Source organism: Methanobrevibacter sp. (genome assembly GCF_045116495.1).
In the GTDB taxonomy this organism is placed as follows: domain Archaea; phylum Methanobacteriota; class Methanobacteria; order Methanobacteriales; family Methanobacteriaceae; genus Methanocatella.
The window spans coordinates 1-18,993 of the sequence record NZ_JBGULU010000171.1 but is presented as its reverse complement, the minus strand read 5'-3'; the positions used below and the strand labels follow the sequence as shown (position 1 = coordinate 18,993).

Below are 18,993 nucleotides of genomic sequence, written 5' to 3'. Positions count from 1 at the left end.
GACTGTTGTTGCAAAAGGTACTGCTATTGTTGCTGCAGAACCACTTGCATTAGAACCTGAAGTCCGTCTTAGGGCTATGAAATAAATATTTTTTATTTATTTCTTTTTTTTTACTTTTTTTGTTGATTTTTATGGATATTCTGGGTATTGATGAGGCTGGAAGAGGCTCTGTTTTAGGCCCGTTGGTTATTGCGGGAGTTGTTGTTCCTGAAAAAATGGAAAAGGTCCTCGAACGTATGGGTGTAAAAGATTCCAAAAGATTAGTGCCTCATAGACGTACAATTTTATCTCGAAAACTTAAAAAAATGTTTGATTATGAGATTGTTGTTATTTCTGCTCGTGAAATCGATGAAATGAGAGCTAATGGCATTAACTTAAATGAAATTGAAAAAAATGCTATGGAATCAATTTTATTAAAAATGAAGCCCGAAAAGGCGATTGTCGATGCGGTTGATGTAAAAGCCGAACGTTTCCAGGAAAATTTATGCAAGGACACAGGATTGAATGTAATTGCAGAGCATAAGGCAGATGATAAATATATTGAAGTTAGTGCAGCCTCAATAATTGCCAAAGCAGAAAGAGATGACCGAATTGCACAAATAAACAAGGAATTTATAAAGTCTGGAGGCATAGGTTCTGGTTATCCGTCCGATCCGAAGACAAAAGAATTTTTAACAAATTATACTTATGATGAGATGCCAGATTTCGTAAGAAGGTCTTGGGCAACCGTCGCTAAAATGAAATGATTTTCTATTTTTTTAAATAATATTTAAGTATATGGAATAATATATTTAATCTTATAAAATTTTCGATGAAATATTATATAGAGGATAAAAATGATTATTGAATATATTACTCCTTTTCTTGATGGAATTGCAGATATTTTCACTCAAGGAGGAATTATTACTTATATAATTCTATTTATTGGAATTTATGGTTTGGTTATTTCAATAAGAAAAATTGCTTATCTTAAAAAAATCAGTAAAGTTGATACTACTGAGATTTTTGGTGTTGTTACTGCATCTATGGAACGAGGAGGTGCGGTTGAAGCATTAAAACAGATTAATAATTTTAAAAATCCTATTTCTAAAATTATTTCTGAAACTTTAAAAATTGGTTACAAAAACAAAACTGAAGTTGAAGAAAGTATGGAGCAAATTTTCATTGTTGAAGTAGCTAAGATGACAAAAGGATTAAGCACCATTAAAACTATTACTGAGCTTGCTCCTTTTTTAGGTTTAATTGGTACTGTTATTGGTATTTGGATGACATTTAAAGCATTGGGCGTTCATCCGGATTCCGCAGCTATGGCTGAAGGGATTTACACAGCACTGACAACTACCATTATGGGTCTTTTAGTTGCTATTGTTCTATTGCCTATTTATACTTATATTCAAGAGCTTATCGAAGCCGAAATGGATAAAATTGAACTAGCTACAAAAATGACCAACTGGGGTTTTGCGGTTGTTAAAGTAAGAGTGGATTCCAATGTGGAATGTGCACTTGAAGCTCTTCAAAAAGCAGAAGGCGTTGTAAACACAAGACTGATTTCAGACCCTTATGCCAATATTAAGGTTTCATTTAAACCGAGTATGTTAGATAAAAGTATTTCAAATATTATTTTAGAGAAATGTAATGTAAATGCTGAAATTACTGAAAGTAAACTGAAACAATAGGTGATTTTGTGGCTATTGATGTTAGAAAACATAAAAAGAAAGTTTTGGATCAAAAACCAAGTATCAATTTAGTTCCTTTTATTGATATTCTTTTTACAATAATGATTTTCTTAGTGGTTACTAGTAATTTTTCAGCTACAGATGTTCAATCTGATGTTTCTGATGTTGCAAACGATGCAACCGGAAAACCAAATGTTACTGATGTTTCTGGAGATCAGGAATATTATGTGGTTCCAGTAGCTAATTTGCATAAAGTTACTGTTAACGGACAAGATCGGTCGGATGCGATAGCCGGAGGTGCCGTGGGGGTTCAAGCAAGAGTTATTGATGAAGGTCAAGTAACTATTAAACCTGGTGAAATTGTTATTACAACTCCTCCAGGAGTCTCTCCAGATGCGGCTGTTCATCGTCCTGAACTTTAAATTGAGGAATAATTATGTATACAGGAAGAATTTTATCAACTGGGATGAATACTGACGGTAAACCTTTTGTAGCATATCGCGTTTCAAGCAGGTCATTTCCTAATAGGCAATGTTTAAAATTTGACGGTCGCGCTGCTATTGTTCCAAAAGAAGGTTTCGAAAAAGACGTTTTTGAGAGCATTTATATTTCATATAATTGTATCCGTATTGAAAGGGATATGGCTATTGTATCTAACGGTTCTCAAACTGATGTCATAGCAGATAAAATAGCTTTAGGAATGAATATAAAAGATGCACTTGCATATTCATTGCTTACTATGGATTATGAAAAAGATGACTACAATACTCCAAGAATTGCTGCTGTTGTCACATCAACTGACAATGAAGATGAATATGAATCCTATATTGGAATTGTCAACGATAAAAAGATATTAGTTGAGCAAGTTCCATATGGTAAAGCTGCATTTATTTCAACATATGGAAGTCAGGTACCTGATTTGGTTGATTTTGAAGCAAAAGATGCAACCAGTTCAGCTAAATTTATTTTTGATGAAGGCACTTTTGCAAATTATGAAAAGCCAGTAACTTCATGTGCTGCTGTGTTTGATGGAGAATGGAATATAGATATCTATAATCCATAATTTTATTTTTTTTTTAATTTCTTTTAGATGATATTATGAGTATTGAATTGATTGGTTTAGAAGACATTCCCATTGTTGACAGTTCTAGCGATATCGCAAAGATTATTAAAGATGCGATTATTAAGCAAGGCTGTGAACTTAGACACGGGGATATAATTTTAATTGCAGAGACTTTAATTTCAAAAGCTGAAGACAATTTTATTGTTTTGGATGATTTGACTCCAAGTGAGAAAGCTTTTGAACTTGCAGAAAAAGCTAAAAAAGATCCAAAACTCGTTCAAGCTATTTTGGATGAATCTGTTGAAGTGGTAAGGGTTGGTCCGAAATTCATTATCACTGAAACTAAACATGGATTTGTTTGTGCTAATGCTGGTATTGATGAATCAAATGTTGGTGATGGCCTGGCCACTCCAATGCCGAAGGATGCTGATGGTTCCGCTTTCAAAATCCGTGAATTTTTAGAAAAAGAATTTGACCAAGAAATTGCGGTAATTATCACAGACACTCAAGGCAGAGCATTTAGATTTGGCGCTATTGGAACTGCAATTGGATGTTCTGGAATCACTCCTCTTTGGAAAAGGGTGGGTGAAAAAGATTTATATGGTAGAGAGTTGGAAACTACTGAAATTGCCACTGCTGATGAATTATCTGCAGCTGCTTCATTAATTATGGGTCAGGCAGATGAAGGCCTTCCAGTTGTTTTGATTCGAGGATTCACTAATTTTGATGATTTAAGAGATACAGAATCCAATATTAGTTCACTACTCATGCCAAAAGAATTTGATGTATTTAGAAATTAAGTGATTTTTATGATTACTGTTTTATCAGGGGGGACAGGAACTCCTAAATTATTGCAAGGGTTAAAGGAAATTATTGATCCAAGTGAATTGACTATTATTGTAAATACTTTGGAAAATGACTATTTTTCAGGTGTTTATGTGTCTGCAGACATCGATACAGTATTGTACACAATGTCCGATTTGATCAATGATGAGTTTTGGTATGGAATTAAAGGAGACACATTCATCACTCATGAAAGGTTGGAGGAAATCGGTTGTGCTGAATTACTTAGGATTGGAGATAAGGACCGTGCAACCAAAATACAAAAAACTCAGTTAATGGAAAAATATGGTCTTGCAAAAGCATGTGAAATTCAAGCTGAAAACATGGGTTTGACCTGTAAGATTATTCCAATGAGTGAAGAAAACTCTGAAATTAAAATTGTCACTGACATAGGGGAATTGGAATTTCATGATTTTTTAATAAAACACCAATCTGAACCTGAAGTTTTGGATCTTAAATTTTCAAAGGTTTCACCAACTGAGGGGATTATTGAAGCTATAAATAATTCCGATGCCGTGATAATTGGGCCTTCAAATCCGATTACTTCTATTTCCCCAATATTGTCCCTTGACGGTGTAAGGGAAGCTTTAATAAATGCTTATGTTGTTGCAGTTTCACCAATCATTGGTAATGATAGTGTTAGCGGTCCTGCCAGTAAATTTATGAAAGCATTAGACATTGATGTTTCATCAGTAGGTGTTGCATCATTATACCAAGATTTTTTAGATACATTTGTTATTGACAATGATGATATTGATAAAAAAGTTGAGGTAAATCAAATAATTAATAAGGTAATAGTTACAAATACAATAATGAATAATTTAGATGCTAAAAAAAATTTGGCTGAAATAATTATTGATAGTATTCCTTAATTGAAGAGGCGATTATTCAATGATACAAATGACATTAATACAAATTGACAACTATGGGCCTTGGACTGTTACTCCAAGACCGCGTACTGAATCTGACTTGCAAATGCTACAAGCAAATTTATTTGCTGATTTAAATAACCATTTCGGCAATAAGAAAGGTTTAGTTTTCTTCACCAGATTTGATAATTTGCTTGCAATTTCAAATGGCCTTAATGAAGAAGACCATTTAAGAATTCAAAGATCAATTAGAAATAGATATCCTATTACAATCAGTATGGGCGTAGGTGCTGCTGAAACTCCTCATGAAGCTCAAAAATTAGCTACTATTGCTCTTCAAAAAGCAGGTAGTGCTCAATCAGGCGAAAGAAAGGAAATTTTAGCTGTTGACAGTTTAGTTGATGAAGAAGACAGTTTTGTTCAAGCAGCTCACATTGATATAAATAGTGTAACTGAAACATTAACAGATATAGAATCCGCATTCGATACTAGTTTCATGGTTAATAAAGCTCAACATTATTTAATGACTAAATTAATTAAAAAAGGAGCATTATTATTCTTTATCGGTGGTGACAACTTCATGTCTCCATGTAATGGATTGTCTGAACAGGATATTGAAGATATTATGGTTGAAATCGATGAAGAAATTGGCATAAAACTTAAAGCAGGTATCGGTCGTGGAAAGAATGCTGAAGATGCAGCATATATGGCAGATATAGGTCTTGAAGAAATTCGTGCTCATAATAATGAAATGTGGACTTGGGTAATCGAAAAAGAATATTGAGGAATATTATGATTAAGGTAGTTGCGCCCATGGCGGGAATAACTAATGCTAGTTTTTTAAATAAGGTTATTCCTCATGGTTTTGATGTAGCTACTTTGGGGGGATACAGTTTAGATGCTCCTACGATTGAAGCAAGCAAAAAAATCATTGAAAGGGGGAGAAAAGAGTTTGATTTTCCGTTGGATGAGATTTTTTCACATATTGAAAGTGAAGTTGCTTCAATTAAAAAACTTCATAGTGGTGTTAAGGTATCAGCAAATGTAAGGGCAACAACTCCGCAACCAATTATTGAAGTTGGTAAAATAAACGATTTGGATATTGTTGAAATTAATTGTCATTGTCGCCAAGAAGAAATTTTAGCTATTGGTTGTGGGCAAGAAATGTTAAAAAGAGAGGATTTAGAAGATTTTATTTCTCAAGTTGTGGATAATGTTGATTGTGAAGTTTCAGTAAAAATTCGGGCAAATGTTGAAGATGTTGATACTTTAAAAATAGCTTGTTTGATTGAAGATGCAGGTGCAAATTATCTACATATTGATGCTATGAAAAAAGGAGTTTTCGATGCAGATTATAATCTTTTAAGAGAAATTTGCAATAATGTTCAAATTCAAGTGATTGGAAATAATTCAGTTAATAGTAAACTCAATGCTCAAAAAATGGTTGCTACTGGTGTTGATGGTTTTTCAATAGCCCGTGGAGTTATTTCTGGCAATTTGGATTTTAACCTATCTGATTTTTAAGATTTTTAAAACAATTGTTATTAGAAAACATTATTAATGGTTTAAAATAAAGATTATTTCAATAGGTGATTTCATGGATTTTATAACTCTTAAGAATATTACAAAAACTTTTGATGGTGTTGATGTTCTTAAAGATATTAATTTAAAAATTAATGAGGGAGAAACTTTAGGAATTTTAGGACGTAGTGGTAGTGGAAAATCTGTTTTAATCAATATGCTCAGAGGTACATTAGATTACAAACCTGATGGTGGTCAAATATTAATTAATATTGCTGTTTGTCCAGAATGTGGACTTGTAGACTCTCCATCTCACGTGGGTGATAAATGTAGTTGTGGAGCAACCTTTGAAGCTAAAGAAGTTGATTTCTTCAATTGTGAAAGAAAATTATTCGCAAGTATTAAAAGAAGAATTTCCATCATGTTGCAACGTAACTTCGCATTGTATGATGAAGAAACTGTAATCGAAAATGTTATGAGAGCAATGCGTGACGAAAAGGATTATGAGGAAAAAATTTATTTCGCTTTGGAATTATTGGAAATGGTTCAAATGAACCATAGGATTACTCACATTGCTCGTGATTTAAGTGGTGGGGAAAAGCAAAGGGTCGTACTTGCAAGACAACTAGCTAAAAATCCTATGATGTTTTTAGCTGATGAACCAACGGGTACATTGGATCCACAAACTGCAGAAAAACTTCACAATACTTTAAAAGAAGGGGTAAAAGATGAAGGAATCACCATGTTAATCACTTCCCATTGGCCTGAAGTAATGATTGAACTTGCAGATAATGTAATCTGGTTAGAAGATGGTCAAATTAAAGAGGAAGGAGATCCTCAAAAAGTTGTTGATGAATTTATGGCAACTGTTCCTATTCCTCAAAAACCAGAAATTCCTGAATTTGGAGAACCAGAAGTGGTTCTTGAAAATGTCAAAAAGCATTATTACTCCATCGAACGTGGTGTAGTTAAAGCGGTTGACGGAGTTGATTTAACTATTAATAAGGAAGAAATCTTCGGTATTGTTGGATTAAGTGGTTCCGGTAAGACCACAACTACCAGGATGTTAATGGGATTAACTGAACCAAGTAGCGGTGTAATTCAAATTAAACTTGGTGATGAATGGATTGACATGACTAAAGTAGGTCCTCTTAACCGTGGACGTATCATGCCGTATATTGGTTTGTTACACCAAGAATATTCATTATATCCTCACAGAACAATTCTTGGTAATTTAACTGATGCTATTAGTTTAAACTTACCTGCCGAATTTGGAAAAATTAAGGCAATTCATGCATTGACTACAGTTGGATTCACTGAAGAAAATGCAAATATGATTCTTGATAAGTATCCTGACCAGTTAAGTGTAGGAGAAAAACACAGAATCGCACTTGCACAAGTATTAATCAAAGAGCCTAATCTCATCGTGTTGGATGAGCCAACAGGTACTATGGATCCAATTACTCGTGTTACTGTTACAGATTCTATTTTAAAAGCTCGTACAGAATTAGAACAAACATTCATCATTGTTTCTCACGATATGGACTTTGTTTTAGATGTTTGTGATAGAGCTGCCTTAATGAGAGGAGGTAAACTCCTGGAAGTAGGTACTCCTGAACAGATTGTTGACAAATTAACTGTAGATGAAAAAGAAGACATGCTTAAAAGAGAGTAAAATCTTCTTATTCATTTAATCTTTTTTTTATTTCTTTCCAATTTGGACAAAATTTGTCCATTAATTTTTTGAATTTTTTACCATGATTGAATTCTATTAGATGGCATAATTCATGAATCATCACATATTCCAGACATTCGGGATCTTTTTTTGCAAGATTTAAATTTAATGTAATTCTTTTATCATGATATCTGCAGTTTCCCCAGTTCTTCATTTTTCTTATTTTTACTTCAGATGGTGTTTTTCCAACGATTTTTGCGCATTTGTCTAAGGTTGTAGGGATTGCTGTCTGCATTTGTAACCTGTAGAATTCATCCAATATATTTTTTCTTTTTTCAATGGTGCTTCTTTTTGGAATTGGTAAATACAGCATTGATTTGTCTTCATCTATCACGACATTCTTTATTGTATCATTTTTTATTAGCTGTAAAGTATATGGTCTGCCCCAGAGATAATGTTTCTCACCATTATCATATTTTAATGGAGCTTTAATGCCATTTTCGTGGATATATTTTTGTTTTTTTAAAATCCAATCTTTTTTTGATATGACAAAATTGAATATTTCTTCATCAGATAAAAAATTAGGTGCTGAAACTTTTACTTCCCCCTTCGGAGGCAAAACACGCAAATACATTCTTTTAATGTTTTTTCTCTCTAGTGTGAAAGTAATATTTTCGATTGTTAATGTTTCTTTAGTCATTTTTTTAACCTAAATTATATTATTATTGGATTTAAATTAATTCATTTAAAATTATTTTATTTTTTCTTATACAAAAGATTATATATCTATTATTTAAATAAATTATATTATTATTTTATATTTATCAATTATTGAAATGAATTATTTTATTTTGGAGGTTTATAATGACTTGGGAAGATGCACCATCTCATATTTGTAGGGGAGGAGACATAAGAGGGCTTGCTTTTTGCTGTCCTCCAGTAAAACCATGTCCAGTATTAAATGCTTTACAGCAAGTTAATTTAACTCCACAGGAATTTGTGGATATCAAAGTTCAATTTGGAAGAGAAACCCGGTTAGGTGAAGGAGCAGGGACCTGTTTCGGATCACTTGTCTGGTGTTGCAAACCATCAAAACCATGCCCATTAAGAGATATGACTTTAAGGAATATGGGAATGAGTCATGATGAGTATTTGGATTTAAAAAAAGAATTGTCAGAAAGACTGGTCGGTGTTCAAAAACCAGATCCTGATGAAAGGGCTGAAGCTCTAGCAGAAACATTCCACGTATCAAAACTTGAAGCTATGAATGTTTTAACCGAATGTAATAATGATTTAAGGGCTGCTGTAAAAGTATTGCATACAAGATCTCTTGAAAATTCTGATTAAAATGGATTGGACTTCACTTTATTTAAAAACTTCTGATTTAAATGTCTTTATATTGGGCACAGGTGAGGTTGCAACCCGAAGGGCAAATAAATTTTTAGACCATGGAGCCAATGTAATGTTGGCTGGAACTAATTTGTCTGGTGAGTTGGAAGATAAGGGGGCTGTTTTATGTTCCACTCAACATGTTGATGAATTGGTTGAATGGAGTGATTTGGTCGTTGTTGCAAGTGGGGACGAAGAACTGTCAGATTATGTTTCCACTATTGCAGGAGACAAATTACTAAATCGTGCTGACCGCCCATATGATGGGAATATAATTGTTCCAACAAGCTTTAATATTGGGGAAATTGAAATATCTATTTTTACTAATGGTAAAAGTCCATTAATGGCTCGTCAATTAAGAAAAAAGATTCAATCAATTATTTCTGAAGAGGATATTTTGGAAATTGAACTCCAGGATTATGCACGTTCAATTTTAAAGGAATCTGTTGAAGACCAAAAAGAACGCAGAGAATACCTTTATGAAATTTTTGAGGATGAAAAAATTAATGATTTTATTAAAAATAAGCAAATTGATGATGCAAAATGTTACATTGATGATTTGATAGGGGATTGCCATGATACTTAATTTAAGAGTTGACCATAAAATTGCAGATATACACACAATGGAAAAAATTTCAAAGGATATAGATGAGTTATTTTGGAAATTGCAGGAAAAATATTCAATCGGAGAATATGTTGAAATTTCCACATGTAACAGGAAGGAATATTACATTCACAGTGACTATATTTCAGAGGATGAAAAATTGCTGTCCCATGAAAACCAGAGTATCATAATTGAATATGGTCAATCAGCGGTTATGCATCTGTTGCGTATGACTTCCGGTTTGGAATCAATGATTGTAGGTGAAGACCAGATTTTGGGACAAGTAAAGGATGCAAAACATAAGGCAATGAAAAACCATCATTGCGGTCGTGTTCTTGATGCTGTTTTTACAAAGGCAATTCATGTAGGTCAAGTCGTAAGAAACAAGACTAACATTAACAAGGGGTCTGTTTCTATAGGTTCTGCTGCGATTGACCTTGCAGAAAAGCACATGGGAAGTTTGGATGAGAAGTCCGTTTTGGTTATTGGTGCAGGAAAAATGGGCAGATTAGTTGCAAAAGCACTTGCCGAAAAAGATTTGCATGCTATTTTTGTTGCAAATCGTACTTATTATGTTGCTGTAGAACTTGCCAAGGATTTGGATGGGGAAGCTATTTTGTTCAGTGATTTGGAAAGATATTTGGCTGAAGCAGATTTGGTGATTAGTGCGACCAGTGCTCCTCACAGCATAATCGACAAAGAAAGATTATTGGGCATTGACAGGACTTATGATGAATTAATGATGGTGGATATTGCAAATCCCCGCGATATTTCAGAAGACGTCATTGATTTGGGAGTCAAGTTATTCAATATTGATGATTTGAGGGAAATTGCAGATATTAATACTCAGCTAAGAATTAAGGAATTTGGCGAGGCCGAAAACATCATCGATGAGGAGTTCATTTTACTTAAAGAATCGTTCAAAATAATGGAAGTTGATGATATTCTTGGTAGTTTAAGAGCATCTATGGAAGAGATAAGGCAACGTGAAACTCAAAAAGCATCGGTTAAGTTGGCTGATGTAGATGGCAGTGCAAAAATTTTAGATAATTTAACAAATTCAATTGTAAACAAAATATTTTTCGATATTTCTAAAAAAGTTAAAAATGCCGCAAAAGAAGAAAATGCTGAGATTCTAGAGGCGGCAGAATATATATTTAAATAAAATTAGGAGAATGTTTGTTATTCAAACATTCCTTTAACATCTTTATTTTTAATTTTACTAGCTTTAATTGCATAATCAATATTTTTCATTGTAATTGTGTCATCATCGCTAGCTATGGTATTGTGAAGTGCTGTCTTAAGGATTTTTTCCTTAATGTCTCTTCCAGACAATCCTTTTGTAAGTTTGACAAGTTTGTCCATGTCCAAATCATAGTCTAATGGCATTGTTTTAAGATTGTTTTCCAAAATTGCTAATCTTTCTTCATCATTTGGCAATTTAAATTCGATTTCCTCTTCAAACCTGCTTCTAACTGCATAATCTAAGCTAGTTGGATTGTTTGTTGCACCGATTGTTATTACAGATTCATTTTCAGAAATTCCATCCATTTCAGTTAAAAGAGAGTTTACAATTTCAGATACATCCCCTCTCAATGATTGGAATGATCTGTGAAGTGCAATTGCATCAATTTCATCTATGAATATTATTGATGGTGAATTTTCACTGGCTTTTTTAAACAAATCCTGGATTTTAGATGCACCGTCACCAACATGGTCTCCAATTAATGAGGTTGCCTTTATTAAATACAAAGGAACTTCAAGCTCATTTGCGAGAGCTTTGACAAGCATGGTTTTACCAGTACCTGGAAGTCCGTAAAACAAAATATTTTTAGGGGCCCAAGGTCCGAAACTTTCAGGATTTTCCAAATATTTTGTTATAACTTTAACTTTATTTTTTGCGTTAGTCTGTCCAACAATATCATGGAGGCCAATATTTGATTTAATTAAAGTATTGTCTTTTTTTGCATCTAATTCATCAGTAATTAACTTGATTTGTGTTTTTTCAGTTATGATGGAGTTATTTGGTTTTGCGCTTATGATTTCAAAACCATAATCCGGAATGATTTTTTGATCAAATAAATGTGAATTTTCACGTACAACCAAGCCCAGCCACTGTTCACGGGCATATTCTTCAAATAATTTGTGATTTTTAATTTTAAAATCATCTTCCATTAAGCTAAACTCAAATGGATAACCAACCGGAGACAACACAACACACTCGGCATATTCCCTGTTTTCATTTTCAATTAATGTTGTTTTTTGATTGGTTGTTTTGATTTCAGGCTTTTTATTGTCACTTTTCAAGAATTCACCTCCGATATTTTTGTTATACACTATCATTTGTTTTAATTATTTAAATACTTGATGTGATATATTGATATTCATGAGTTTTAGGACAAGAAGGGTTTTGATATCGGCTCCATTTTATATGGTATTCCAGTTCTTTTTAATGAAATACCTATTTTTGCTGATTGGAAATGTTAATGATATTTATTTAATTTTATTTTCTGTTTCAATCGGACTGATACGGATAGTTCCAACTTTTTTAGAAGCTAAAAAATCCACAGCATTGGGAAGGTTATTAGCAACCATTGATGGGGTTTGGATGTGGGCATCATTAATGTTTTTTATAGATTTAGTTATAATCTATTTGCTTGGAATGTTCATTGCACTTCCTAAAGCAATTATTCTAATCATGTTAGCTATCGTACCGGTTTTAGGGGTTTATAATTTTTATAAAGCTCATAAATTAATTGTTAATGAAGAAACCTTGAAATTGGACAATTTAACTTCTGAGGTTAATATTGTTCATATGTCTGATGTCCACTTTGGTTCTGTCCGCCACAGAAAAATAATTCATCAAATTGCATCAGAACTTAAAGAGCTAGAAAATAGTTGTGATATTGCAATAATTTCCGGAGATTTGGCTGATGGTTCATCAACTGTTGAGGAAAATGATTTTTTAGAGTTTAAGGAAGTGAGCATGCCAATAGTTTTCACTCCAGGAAATCATGATTTCTACCCTGGAATTGACAAGGTAATTAAAGCATGCAAAAATGCAGGAATGATTGTTTTGGACAATGATAGCCTCGAATTTAAGAATTTAAACATCTATGGTTTAACATATAGCTTTGATGATATTGAAACTCCGACTTGTGTTGAAATTAAGTCTAAAATCAATCCGGAATGTGTGAATATTATTAATTATCATGTTCCATATCATTGGAAGGAATTTTGTGATTTGGGTTTTGACATTCAATTGTCTGGCCATACTCACGGAGGGCAATTTTATCCCGTTGTTAATTTTTCATGGATACTGTTTAAATATAATATGGGATTGTTTAAAAATGAGTTGGGAAAATATCTGCATGTAACAACAGGTGTAGGTTCAATGGACACTCCAATGAGGTGGGGAACAGATTCCGAACTGGTAATCTTGAAGTTAAGAAAAAAATAATTCATTATAAAACGATAAGGATTATTAAATAAAATGTTTAAATAATAAAATATGTCTATTGAAGATAATCATAATCATTTTTGTATTTATTGTGGGGCTAAAATTGATTTCGATCAAAATTTCTGTTCCGAATGTGGAAAGCCTGTTTATAGAAAGGAACCTGAAGTAAAAAAAGTTTCAGCAGAATACGATAATAAAATTGCAGAATTGGAAAGTGAATATGATATTAAACAGGCTAAAGCTAAAGAGTTAGTTGAAAAAATATTTGATCCGAATCATATGGCTTATCAGAAATTCACATCTTCAATTACAAAATCAAACAACTTATTTTCCACACAGGCAGATATTGCAAAAAAGATGGCTGAAATGGATATCAATGAGAATCCATTCGTTGAAAAAGAACTTGACAATAAATTAGTTACTCTGCAGGCATTTATTGATAAAATGGATGAATTAATAGATGAGCTAATCATCCATATGGGGTCAAATAAAGAAGATACAAATGATATCAATAATTTATTCAATGAAATGGATGATTTAATAGATTCTGTAAAAGATTATTAGCTTTTCATCTCATCATAGATTTCTTTCATTTTAAGAGCATCCAAATCTCTTTGAGGGGTTTCACAAATGATATTTGCATTCCATCCATTTTCGATTAGATTTGCCAGCAGATCTTTGATATCTGGTCCATATTCGTCACTTTCGTCCAATATGTGATGTTTTACTTCACCACCGTTTCCATATTCAATTGTTGTAAAGTGGCAATGGAGAATATCAATGTCCAAATTATCTTCAATTGTTGAAAAAATACAGTTATAATCCTCTTTTTTATTTAAGAATCCTCTGCCTCTTGCATGAACATGTGCAAAATCAATTGTTGGTTCAAAATGGTCAAATGATGCACATAACTCAACAACTTCACTGACATTGCCTAATTGGGTTCTTTTACCTGTTGTTTCAGGAGCAAATGTAAACTCTTCAATCCCTTCAGCTTCGAGCTCTTCAAATAATCTGTTAATGGTATTTTTGGAGATTTCCATAGCTTTTTCAGGTTTCCTGTTCAGATATGCTCCGGGGTGGAACACTAATCTGTAGGCTCCCATCCATTCTCCCGCACGTGCGGTGGAAATTAAATGACCAATGCTTTTTTCAAGTTTTTCATCTTCTTTTGCACATAAATTAATGTAATAAGGACCGTGCATGGATATTAAAATATCATGTTTTTTTGATTCTTCTTTCAGTGTTGTTGCAGCTTTTTCACCAATTCTTACTCCATAAGGGGATTGATATTCATAAGAGTGCAATCCTTCTTCAGAAATAAATTTGGGAGCTTTATATGCTGCACCTTTGTAGTTAACAGGACTTCCTGCAGGTCCAAAAAGTACCTTGCTTTTCATTTAAATCAGTAAAAAAATAGTAAAAGAGGGAATTTAATATATTCCCATAGCTTTGTTGGTTTTTGCAATTGATTTTTCGTTGTCACTTTCCATTTCTAAAAGTGCACGAATGGCATCAATGTTTTCTGGAATTACGTCAGATTCTTGATGCACTGCTTGCATATAGAATAATTCATTGTCTACGACATTAATGGATTCTCTCCAAACTGGAATTTCATATAAATCATTTCTGCTTCTTCCAAGTTCTTTGGCATATTCCATTAATTCAGCAGTAGAACCTAATCCTTCTTCTGCAGAAACAACAAGTACTCTAGAACGTTTTTCTAAAGCTTCAACAATGTCTTCAGTTTCAACGTCATTGTTGATTTCAACCATGATGTTATGTTGGTGCATCAATGTGGTAGGTACGAGCAATGCCATAGTTGTAACATCTATGCCTTTCATTACAGTTTTTACATCAGGGCCGTGGTGGGATGGTACTTTTGGAGGATTTGGCACAATTGCATTGATTGGACCTTTTTTAATTTCAGATGGGTCTGATCCTCTTCTAACCATTACTGCCCTTACCTTTTTAATGTCTGCAATAGCATCGATTGTAAATAATGTACGGGTTAATCCTGTAGTGTTACATGAAACAACTCTGGTGTAATCTGCACCAAATGAGTCATTATAATTAGAAATAGCATTAAATGAAAGCCCAGTTAAGTCATGGTCTTCTCCACCTTGATAAATAGCTTTAACACCAGCTTTTTTATACATTTCAAGGTTTTGAGGTCCGATACTTCCAGGGGTACAGTCAACTACAACATCTGCTTCCTGAATCATGTCTTCAACGGTACCTGCTATTTCAATTCCAGCATCTTTAAATAATTGTTCTCTTTCCGGAATTCCAATGTATAATGGATAGCCTTTTTCTTCAACAGCGGTTCTTGCTTCGTAGTTTGGTCTAGTTTTACTTACACCAATTACTTTCATGTCATCTTGAGCAGCTACTGCATCAGCCACTCTTTTACCGATGGTTCCATAACCATTAATAGCAACAGTTTTCATTTCAATCCCTTTTTAGTTTATATAATTAAAATTATATGGTATTAAATTTGTTTTTTAACTTATTTAAAATTTGATATAATGTTTCCGTTATTTTAATATTTAGGGGTTAGTTGATGTTATTTATTTTTTTGATGTTGTTGTTGGTTTTACATTAATATTAGGTTGTTTTTTAAGGGTAATCGTTAATGTTATTTTTTATGACCTTTAAAATTAGTATCATGAATTACAAAGTCGAAGGAAAAGGCGAGCCCCTGCTTTTCATTCATGGTCTTTCGGATAACTTGCTGTATTGGGAATTTCTAGCAAATAATCTTAAAAATGATTATCAGGTCATCAGGGTTGATTTAAGAGGCCATGGTGAGTCTGAATTAGGCAATGATGAGATAACAATAGATTCCTATGTAGATGATTTAATAAATATTTTAAATAAGTTAAATGTCGAAAAGGTTAATCTTATAGGATTTTCCTTAGGTGGAGTAATCGCGCTTGATTTTACAGTCAAATATCCTGAAAAAGTATATTCTCTTGTGTTAATGTCAAGCTTTGCCAAAATTGATGGTTATTTAACACAGACCTTCAATCAATTTAAAAGTACATTAAATAAAGGTTTTAAAGATTTTTATGACTTTATGTTGCCAAAAGTATTGTGTCCAAATGTTATTGAAGATAATAAGGAAGAACTTGAATTGTTAAGGGAGATTTCATCCCAAAATGCCAATGTCGACGCTTTCATTAAAGCAGTTGATGCCTGTTTGATGTTTGATGTTGGGGATAAATTATCTCAAATTACAGTTCCTACATTGATTCTGGCAGGCAAGTATGATGAGATAACATTGCTGAGCGTTCAAAAAAGCATGCATGAGAATATTAATGATTCTAAGCTAATTGTTTTTGATAATACAAAACATAATCTGCTTGTTGGTAAAAACAATGCGGAAATTTTAAATATTTTAAAAAATTTCTATAAAAAATAAAAAAAAGGGTAGGATTCTATTCTACTTTGAATCCTGCTTCTTCAACGGCTTCGTTAATGTCTGCATCACTTACGTCACCAGACATTGTAATGGTGGTTATTCCAGTATCTAAATCTGCTTTAGCTTCTTCGATTCCATCAACATCTGATAAACATAATTCAACAGCTTTAACACATGATGGGCAGTGCATACCCACTACTTTAATTTCTTTTTCTGCCATAATAAATCACCTTATTATTGATAGTTAATATTTGGTCATCGGTTTATTTAAAGTTTTAGTCATACCTAATTTTTTAGATTTTTTACAGTCTTTTTCGGGATTTTTAAAGTTAACCAATGTTGATGAATATAGAATCACGACAACTGATCCGATATTGTGGATTAATGCACCTTCAATTGGGTTTATTTTTCCTAAAATGGCCAACGCCATTGCTATGATGTTCAGTATTAATGCAAAGGTAATGCTAACATTAATGACATGTATTGTCTTTCTTGCTGTGCTAATTAAATGAGGTAAATCTTCTATATTGTCATTGATTAATGCAATATTTGCCGCTTCAACACTAACATCACTTCCAATATCTCCCATAGCTATTCCTACATTGGCCTTTCTAAGTGAAGGTGCATCGTTTATTCCGTCACCGATCATTGCAACTTTATGTCCAAGTATCTGTTCATTTTTAATGTATTCTGTTTTATCTTCAGGCAAACAGTTGTATTTAACGTTTCTAATTTTAGCTTTTTTTGCAATGTATTTCGCTGTTTTTTCATTGTCTCCCGTAAGTAATGTTGTTTTAATCCTTAAACGCTTTAGATGAGATACTGTTTCTTTTGAAGTTTCCCGTATTGTATCTGCAAGATGGACTTGTCCAATAATATTTTTGTCTTTTGCTACATATATTGCAATTTCACCGTTTTGAGTATCATAATTGTTTTTAATAGTTATATTTTTTTCATCTAAGAGTTTTTTAGTACCTGCAATTATTTCTGAACCGTTAATTGTTCCGCTAATGCCTTTTCCAATGTGTATTTTAAACTCATCAACATTTGCTAAGTCGGTACTGTTGTAATATTTTACAATTGCTTTTGCTAGGGGGTGTTCTGATTTTGATTCAATGGATGCAAGAAGATACATCATCTCTTTAGGATCATCTGAAATTACATCAACAACTCTTGGTTTTCCGTATGTTAATGTTCCGGTTTTATCAAATACTAATTCACTAACACGACCCATTTCTTCTAAAGATTCTCCGTCTTTTACTAAAATTCCATATTTTGTCAGATTTCCAATGGAAGCCATAATTGCAGTTGGTGTAGCCAGAACTAATGCGCATGGGCAGAAAACTACTAAAATTGTAACTGATCGAGTAATTTCAAAGGTAAATAAATAGGTCAATACTGCTGCTGTAAAAGCGATTACAACAATTAGTGTTGCCCATGCATCTGCAGTTCTAACTATTTTTGAATTTTCAGGGTTTGATGATTCAACCAATCTTATTAACTTTTGAAGAGAACTGTCTTGGCTGATTTTTGTTGTTTTCATCATAAATGATCCATAAAGATTGATTGTTCCACTGTATACTTCATCATCGACGGTTTTATCCACAGGGAGAGATTCTCCTGTAAGGGTGGATTGGTCTATTGAAGTTTCACCGTTAATGATGATTCCGTCTGTAGGTATACTTTCTCCAGGAAGTACTTTTAAGATATCTCCGACTTGTACGTTTTCGACAGATATTTTTTCTTCAATATTATTTTTAATTCTTGTTGCAACCTGTGGGGTCATTTTTATAAGTTTTTCAATTCTTCCTTGAGTTTTTGACACTGTATATTCTTCTAAAAAGCCTCCAATGGCCATTATTGTTGCAATTTCGCCTGCTGCAAATACTTCGCCAATAATGATTGATGAGATTATAGCAATTGAAACAAGCAAATCTGCTTTGAGATCAAATTCTTTTATTAATCCTCCAATACATTCTTTAAAGATTGGTATTCCACATAATAGGACTGCAATCCATGAAATGTAATCGAAGGATAGGCTGAAACTTGCAATTAAACTTATTGCGGATATTATTATACGTACGATGTCTATTATTTGGTTTCTTTTAAGATGCATAATATCAACCCCTAGTATAGGTATACCCCATAGGGTATATAAAGTTATTTTAAAAAAAATTAAAGTCTGGAATAATATTCTAAAATTGATGATACATCACTTATTGCTTCATCAGCATCTTTCTCTTTTATAGCCTGTTTTACACAGTGTTCGAGATGTCCTTCAACAATAATATGTCCAACTTTATGTAATGCTGATTTTGATGCATTTACTTGCATTAATATTTGTTCACAAGGGATATCTTCGTCAATCATACGATCTATTGCATTTATTTGACCTATAATTTTTTTTAATCTTCTATGTAAATTTTCACTGTCCATACATTCTTTCACAATAACATCTCCTATACCTAT

At 32.9% G+C, this 18,993-nt stretch carries 22 protein-coding genes; 15 read left to right on the top strand and 7 right to left on the bottom strand.

Annotated features, from left to right (window positions below):
- The first annotated feature begins 131 nt into the window (after nucleotides 1-131).
- The 9 genes from rnhB (at nucleotide 132) to atwA (ending at nucleotide 7,647) form a co-directional block, all read left to right on the top strand.
- Complete coding sequence (gene rnhB / locus ACJMLH_RS09320) at nucleotides 132-746, top strand: ribonuclease HII (protein WP_405276993.1); 615 nt, start codon at nucleotides 132-134, stop codon at nucleotides 744-746.
- A gap of 90 nt (nucleotides 747-836) precedes the next feature.
- Nucleotides 837-1,676 carry a MotA/TolQ/ExbB proton channel family protein gene (locus ACJMLH_RS09315; RefSeq protein WP_405276991.1) on the top strand — a complete coding sequence of 280 codons (840 nt, stop codon included), beginning with the start codon at nucleotides 837-839 and terminating at the stop codon, nucleotides 1,674-1,676.
- Between the two features lie 8 nt (nucleotides 1,677-1,684).
- Nucleotides 1,685-2,098 carry an ExbD/TolR family protein gene (locus ACJMLH_RS09310; RefSeq protein ID WP_405276989.1) on the top strand — a complete coding sequence of 138 codons (414 nt, stop codon included), beginning with the start codon at nucleotides 1,685-1,687 and terminating at the stop codon, nucleotides 2,096-2,098.
- 14 nt (nucleotides 2,099-2,112) lie between these two features.
- The gene (locus ACJMLH_RS09305) at nucleotides 2,113-2,739 is read left to right on the top strand and encodes an IMP cyclohydrolase (RefSeq protein ID WP_405276987.1); all 627 of its coding nucleotides are present in this window, start codon (nucleotides 2,113-2,115) and stop codon (nucleotides 2,737-2,739) included.
- A gap of 35 nt (nucleotides 2,740-2,774) precedes the next feature.
- Nucleotides 2,775-3,539 carry a coenzyme F420-0:L-glutamate ligase gene (locus tag ACJMLH_RS09300; RefSeq protein ID WP_405276985.1) on the top strand — a complete coding sequence of 255 codons (765 nt, stop codon included), beginning with the start codon at nucleotides 2,775-2,777 and terminating at the stop codon, nucleotides 3,537-3,539.
- Between the two features lie 9 nt (nucleotides 3,540-3,548).
- Nucleotides 3,549-4,454 carry a 2-phospho-L-lactate transferase gene (gene cofD, locus ACJMLH_RS09295; protein ID WP_405276983.1) on the top strand — a complete coding sequence of 302 codons (906 nt, stop codon included), beginning with the start codon at nucleotides 3,549-3,551 and terminating at the stop codon, nucleotides 4,452-4,454.
- 19 nt (nucleotides 4,455-4,473) lie between these two features.
- Nucleotides 4,474-5,235 (top strand): GTP cyclohydrolase III, encoded by a 762-nt coding sequence (locus ACJMLH_RS09290; protein WP_405276980.1) that lies wholly within the window; start codon nucleotides 4,474-4,476, stop codon nucleotides 5,233-5,235.
- Between the two features lie 29 nt (nucleotides 5,236-5,264).
- A complete protein-coding gene (locus tag ACJMLH_RS09285) occupies nucleotides 5,265-5,975 on the top strand; it encodes a tRNA-dihydrouridine synthase (protein WP_405276997.1) in 711 nt (236 codons plus the stop codon).
- A gap of 73 nt (nucleotides 5,976-6,048) precedes the next feature.
- On the top strand, nucleotides 6,049-7,647 hold the full coding sequence (atwA, locus tag ACJMLH_RS09280) for a methyl coenzyme M reductase system, component A2 (RefSeq protein ID WP_405276978.1): 1,599 nt from the start codon (nucleotides 6,049-6,051) through the stop codon (nucleotides 7,645-7,647).
- Nucleotides 7,648-7,654: 7 nt separating this feature from the next.
- On the opposite strand, the gene ACJMLH_RS09275 is transcribed toward atwA, so the two are convergent.
- Nucleotides 7,655-8,347 (bottom strand): M48 family metallopeptidase, encoded by a 693-nt coding sequence (locus ACJMLH_RS09275; protein ID WP_405276976.1) that lies wholly within the window; start codon nucleotides 8,345-8,347, stop codon nucleotides 7,655-7,657.
- 164 nt (nucleotides 8,348-8,511) lie between these two features.
- Between ACJMLH_RS09275 and ACJMLH_RS09270 the strand changes: the two genes are divergently transcribed.
- From ACJMLH_RS09270 to hemA, 3 genes are read left to right on the top strand one after another with little or no spacing between them, the layout of a single operon-like run.
- A complete protein-coding gene (locus ACJMLH_RS09270) occupies nucleotides 8,512-8,994 on the top strand; it encodes a methanogenesis marker 9 domain-containing protein (RefSeq protein WP_405276974.1) in 483 nt (160 codons plus the stop codon).
- Between the two features lies 1 nt (nucleotide 8,995).
- Nucleotides 8,996-9,622, top strand: coding sequence for a bifunctional precorrin-2 dehydrogenase/sirohydrochlorin ferrochelatase (locus ACJMLH_RS09265; RefSeq protein ID WP_405276972.1), 627 nt, complete (start codon nucleotides 8,996-8,998; stop codon nucleotides 9,620-9,622).
- The gene (hemA, locus tag ACJMLH_RS09260; protein ID WP_405276970.1) at nucleotides 9,612-10,805 is read left to right on the top strand and encodes a glutamyl-tRNA reductase; all 1,194 of its coding nucleotides are present in this window, start codon (nucleotides 9,612-9,614) and stop codon (nucleotides 10,803-10,805) included. The genes ACJMLH_RS09265 and hemA overlap by 11 nt, the downstream gene beginning before the upstream one ends.
- Nucleotides 10,806-10,822: 17 nt before the next feature.
- Here the strand turns inward: hemA and ACJMLH_RS09255 are convergent, their stop codons facing one another.
- Nucleotides 10,823-11,947, bottom strand: coding sequence for an AAA family ATPase (locus ACJMLH_RS09255; RefSeq protein ID WP_405276968.1), 1,125 nt, complete (start codon nucleotides 11,945-11,947; stop codon nucleotides 10,823-10,825).
- Between the two features lie 79 nt (nucleotides 11,948-12,026).
- On the opposite strand from ACJMLH_RS09255, the gene ACJMLH_RS09250 reads away from it, so the two are divergent.
- Together ACJMLH_RS09250 and ACJMLH_RS09245 are read left to right on the top strand one after the other, a co-directional pair.
- Nucleotides 12,027-13,100 (top strand): metallophosphoesterase, encoded by a 1,074-nt coding sequence (locus ACJMLH_RS09250; protein ID WP_405276966.1) that lies wholly within the window; start codon nucleotides 12,027-12,029, stop codon nucleotides 13,098-13,100.
- 51 nt (nucleotides 13,101-13,151) lie between these two features.
- Nucleotides 13,152-13,664, top strand: a complete 513-nt coding sequence (locus tag ACJMLH_RS09245) for a zinc ribbon domain-containing protein (protein ID WP_405276964.1) — start codon at nucleotides 13,152-13,154, stop codon at nucleotides 13,662-13,664.
- On the opposite strand, the gene ACJMLH_RS09240 is transcribed toward ACJMLH_RS09245, so the two are convergent.
- Both ACJMLH_RS09240 and ACJMLH_RS09235 read right to left on the bottom strand, forming a co-directional pair.
- Nucleotides 13,661-14,500: a TIM barrel protein gene (locus ACJMLH_RS09240; RefSeq protein WP_405276962.1), complete on the bottom strand. Its 840-nt coding sequence runs from the start codon at nucleotides 14,498-14,500 to the stop codon at nucleotides 13,661-13,663. The genes ACJMLH_RS09245 and ACJMLH_RS09240 overlap by 4 nt on opposite strands.
- A gap of 33 nt (nucleotides 14,501-14,533) precedes the next feature.
- Nucleotides 14,534-15,550, bottom strand: coding sequence for a phosphorylating glyceraldehyde-3-phosphate dehydrogenase (locus ACJMLH_RS09235; RefSeq protein WP_405276960.1), 1,017 nt, complete (start codon nucleotides 15,548-15,550; stop codon nucleotides 14,534-14,536).
- Nucleotides 15,551-15,768: 218 nt separating this feature from the next.
- On the opposite strand from ACJMLH_RS09235, the gene ACJMLH_RS09230 reads away from it, so the two are divergent.
- On the top strand, nucleotides 15,769-16,524 hold the full coding sequence (locus ACJMLH_RS09230; protein WP_405276958.1) for an alpha/beta fold hydrolase: 756 nt from the start codon (nucleotides 15,769-15,771) through the stop codon (nucleotides 16,522-16,524).
- Between the two features lie 16 nt (nucleotides 16,525-16,540).
- On the opposite strand, the gene ACJMLH_RS09225 is transcribed toward ACJMLH_RS09230, so the two are convergent.
- The 3 genes from ACJMLH_RS09225 to ACJMLH_RS09215 are packed head-to-tail and all read right to left on the bottom strand — an operon-like array spanning nucleotide 16,541 to nucleotide 18,972.
- Entirely contained in the window at nucleotides 16,541-16,744 is a 204-nt protein-coding gene (locus tag ACJMLH_RS09225; RefSeq protein ID WP_295611063.1) for a heavy-metal-associated domain-containing protein, read from the bottom strand.
- A 24-nt stretch (nucleotides 16,745-16,768) separates the two neighbouring features.
- Nucleotides 16,769-18,640 carry a heavy metal translocating P-type ATPase gene (locus tag ACJMLH_RS09220; RefSeq protein ID WP_405276955.1) on the bottom strand — a complete coding sequence of 624 codons (1,872 nt, stop codon included), beginning with the start codon at nucleotides 18,638-18,640 and terminating at the stop codon, nucleotides 16,769-16,771.
- Nucleotides 18,641-18,699: 59 nt separating this feature from the next.
- On the bottom strand, nucleotides 18,700-18,972 hold the full coding sequence (locus ACJMLH_RS09215; RefSeq protein WP_405276995.1) for a metal-sensing transcriptional repressor: 273 nt from the start codon (nucleotides 18,970-18,972) through the stop codon (nucleotides 18,700-18,702).
- Nucleotides 18,973-18,993 lie beyond the last annotated feature (21 nt).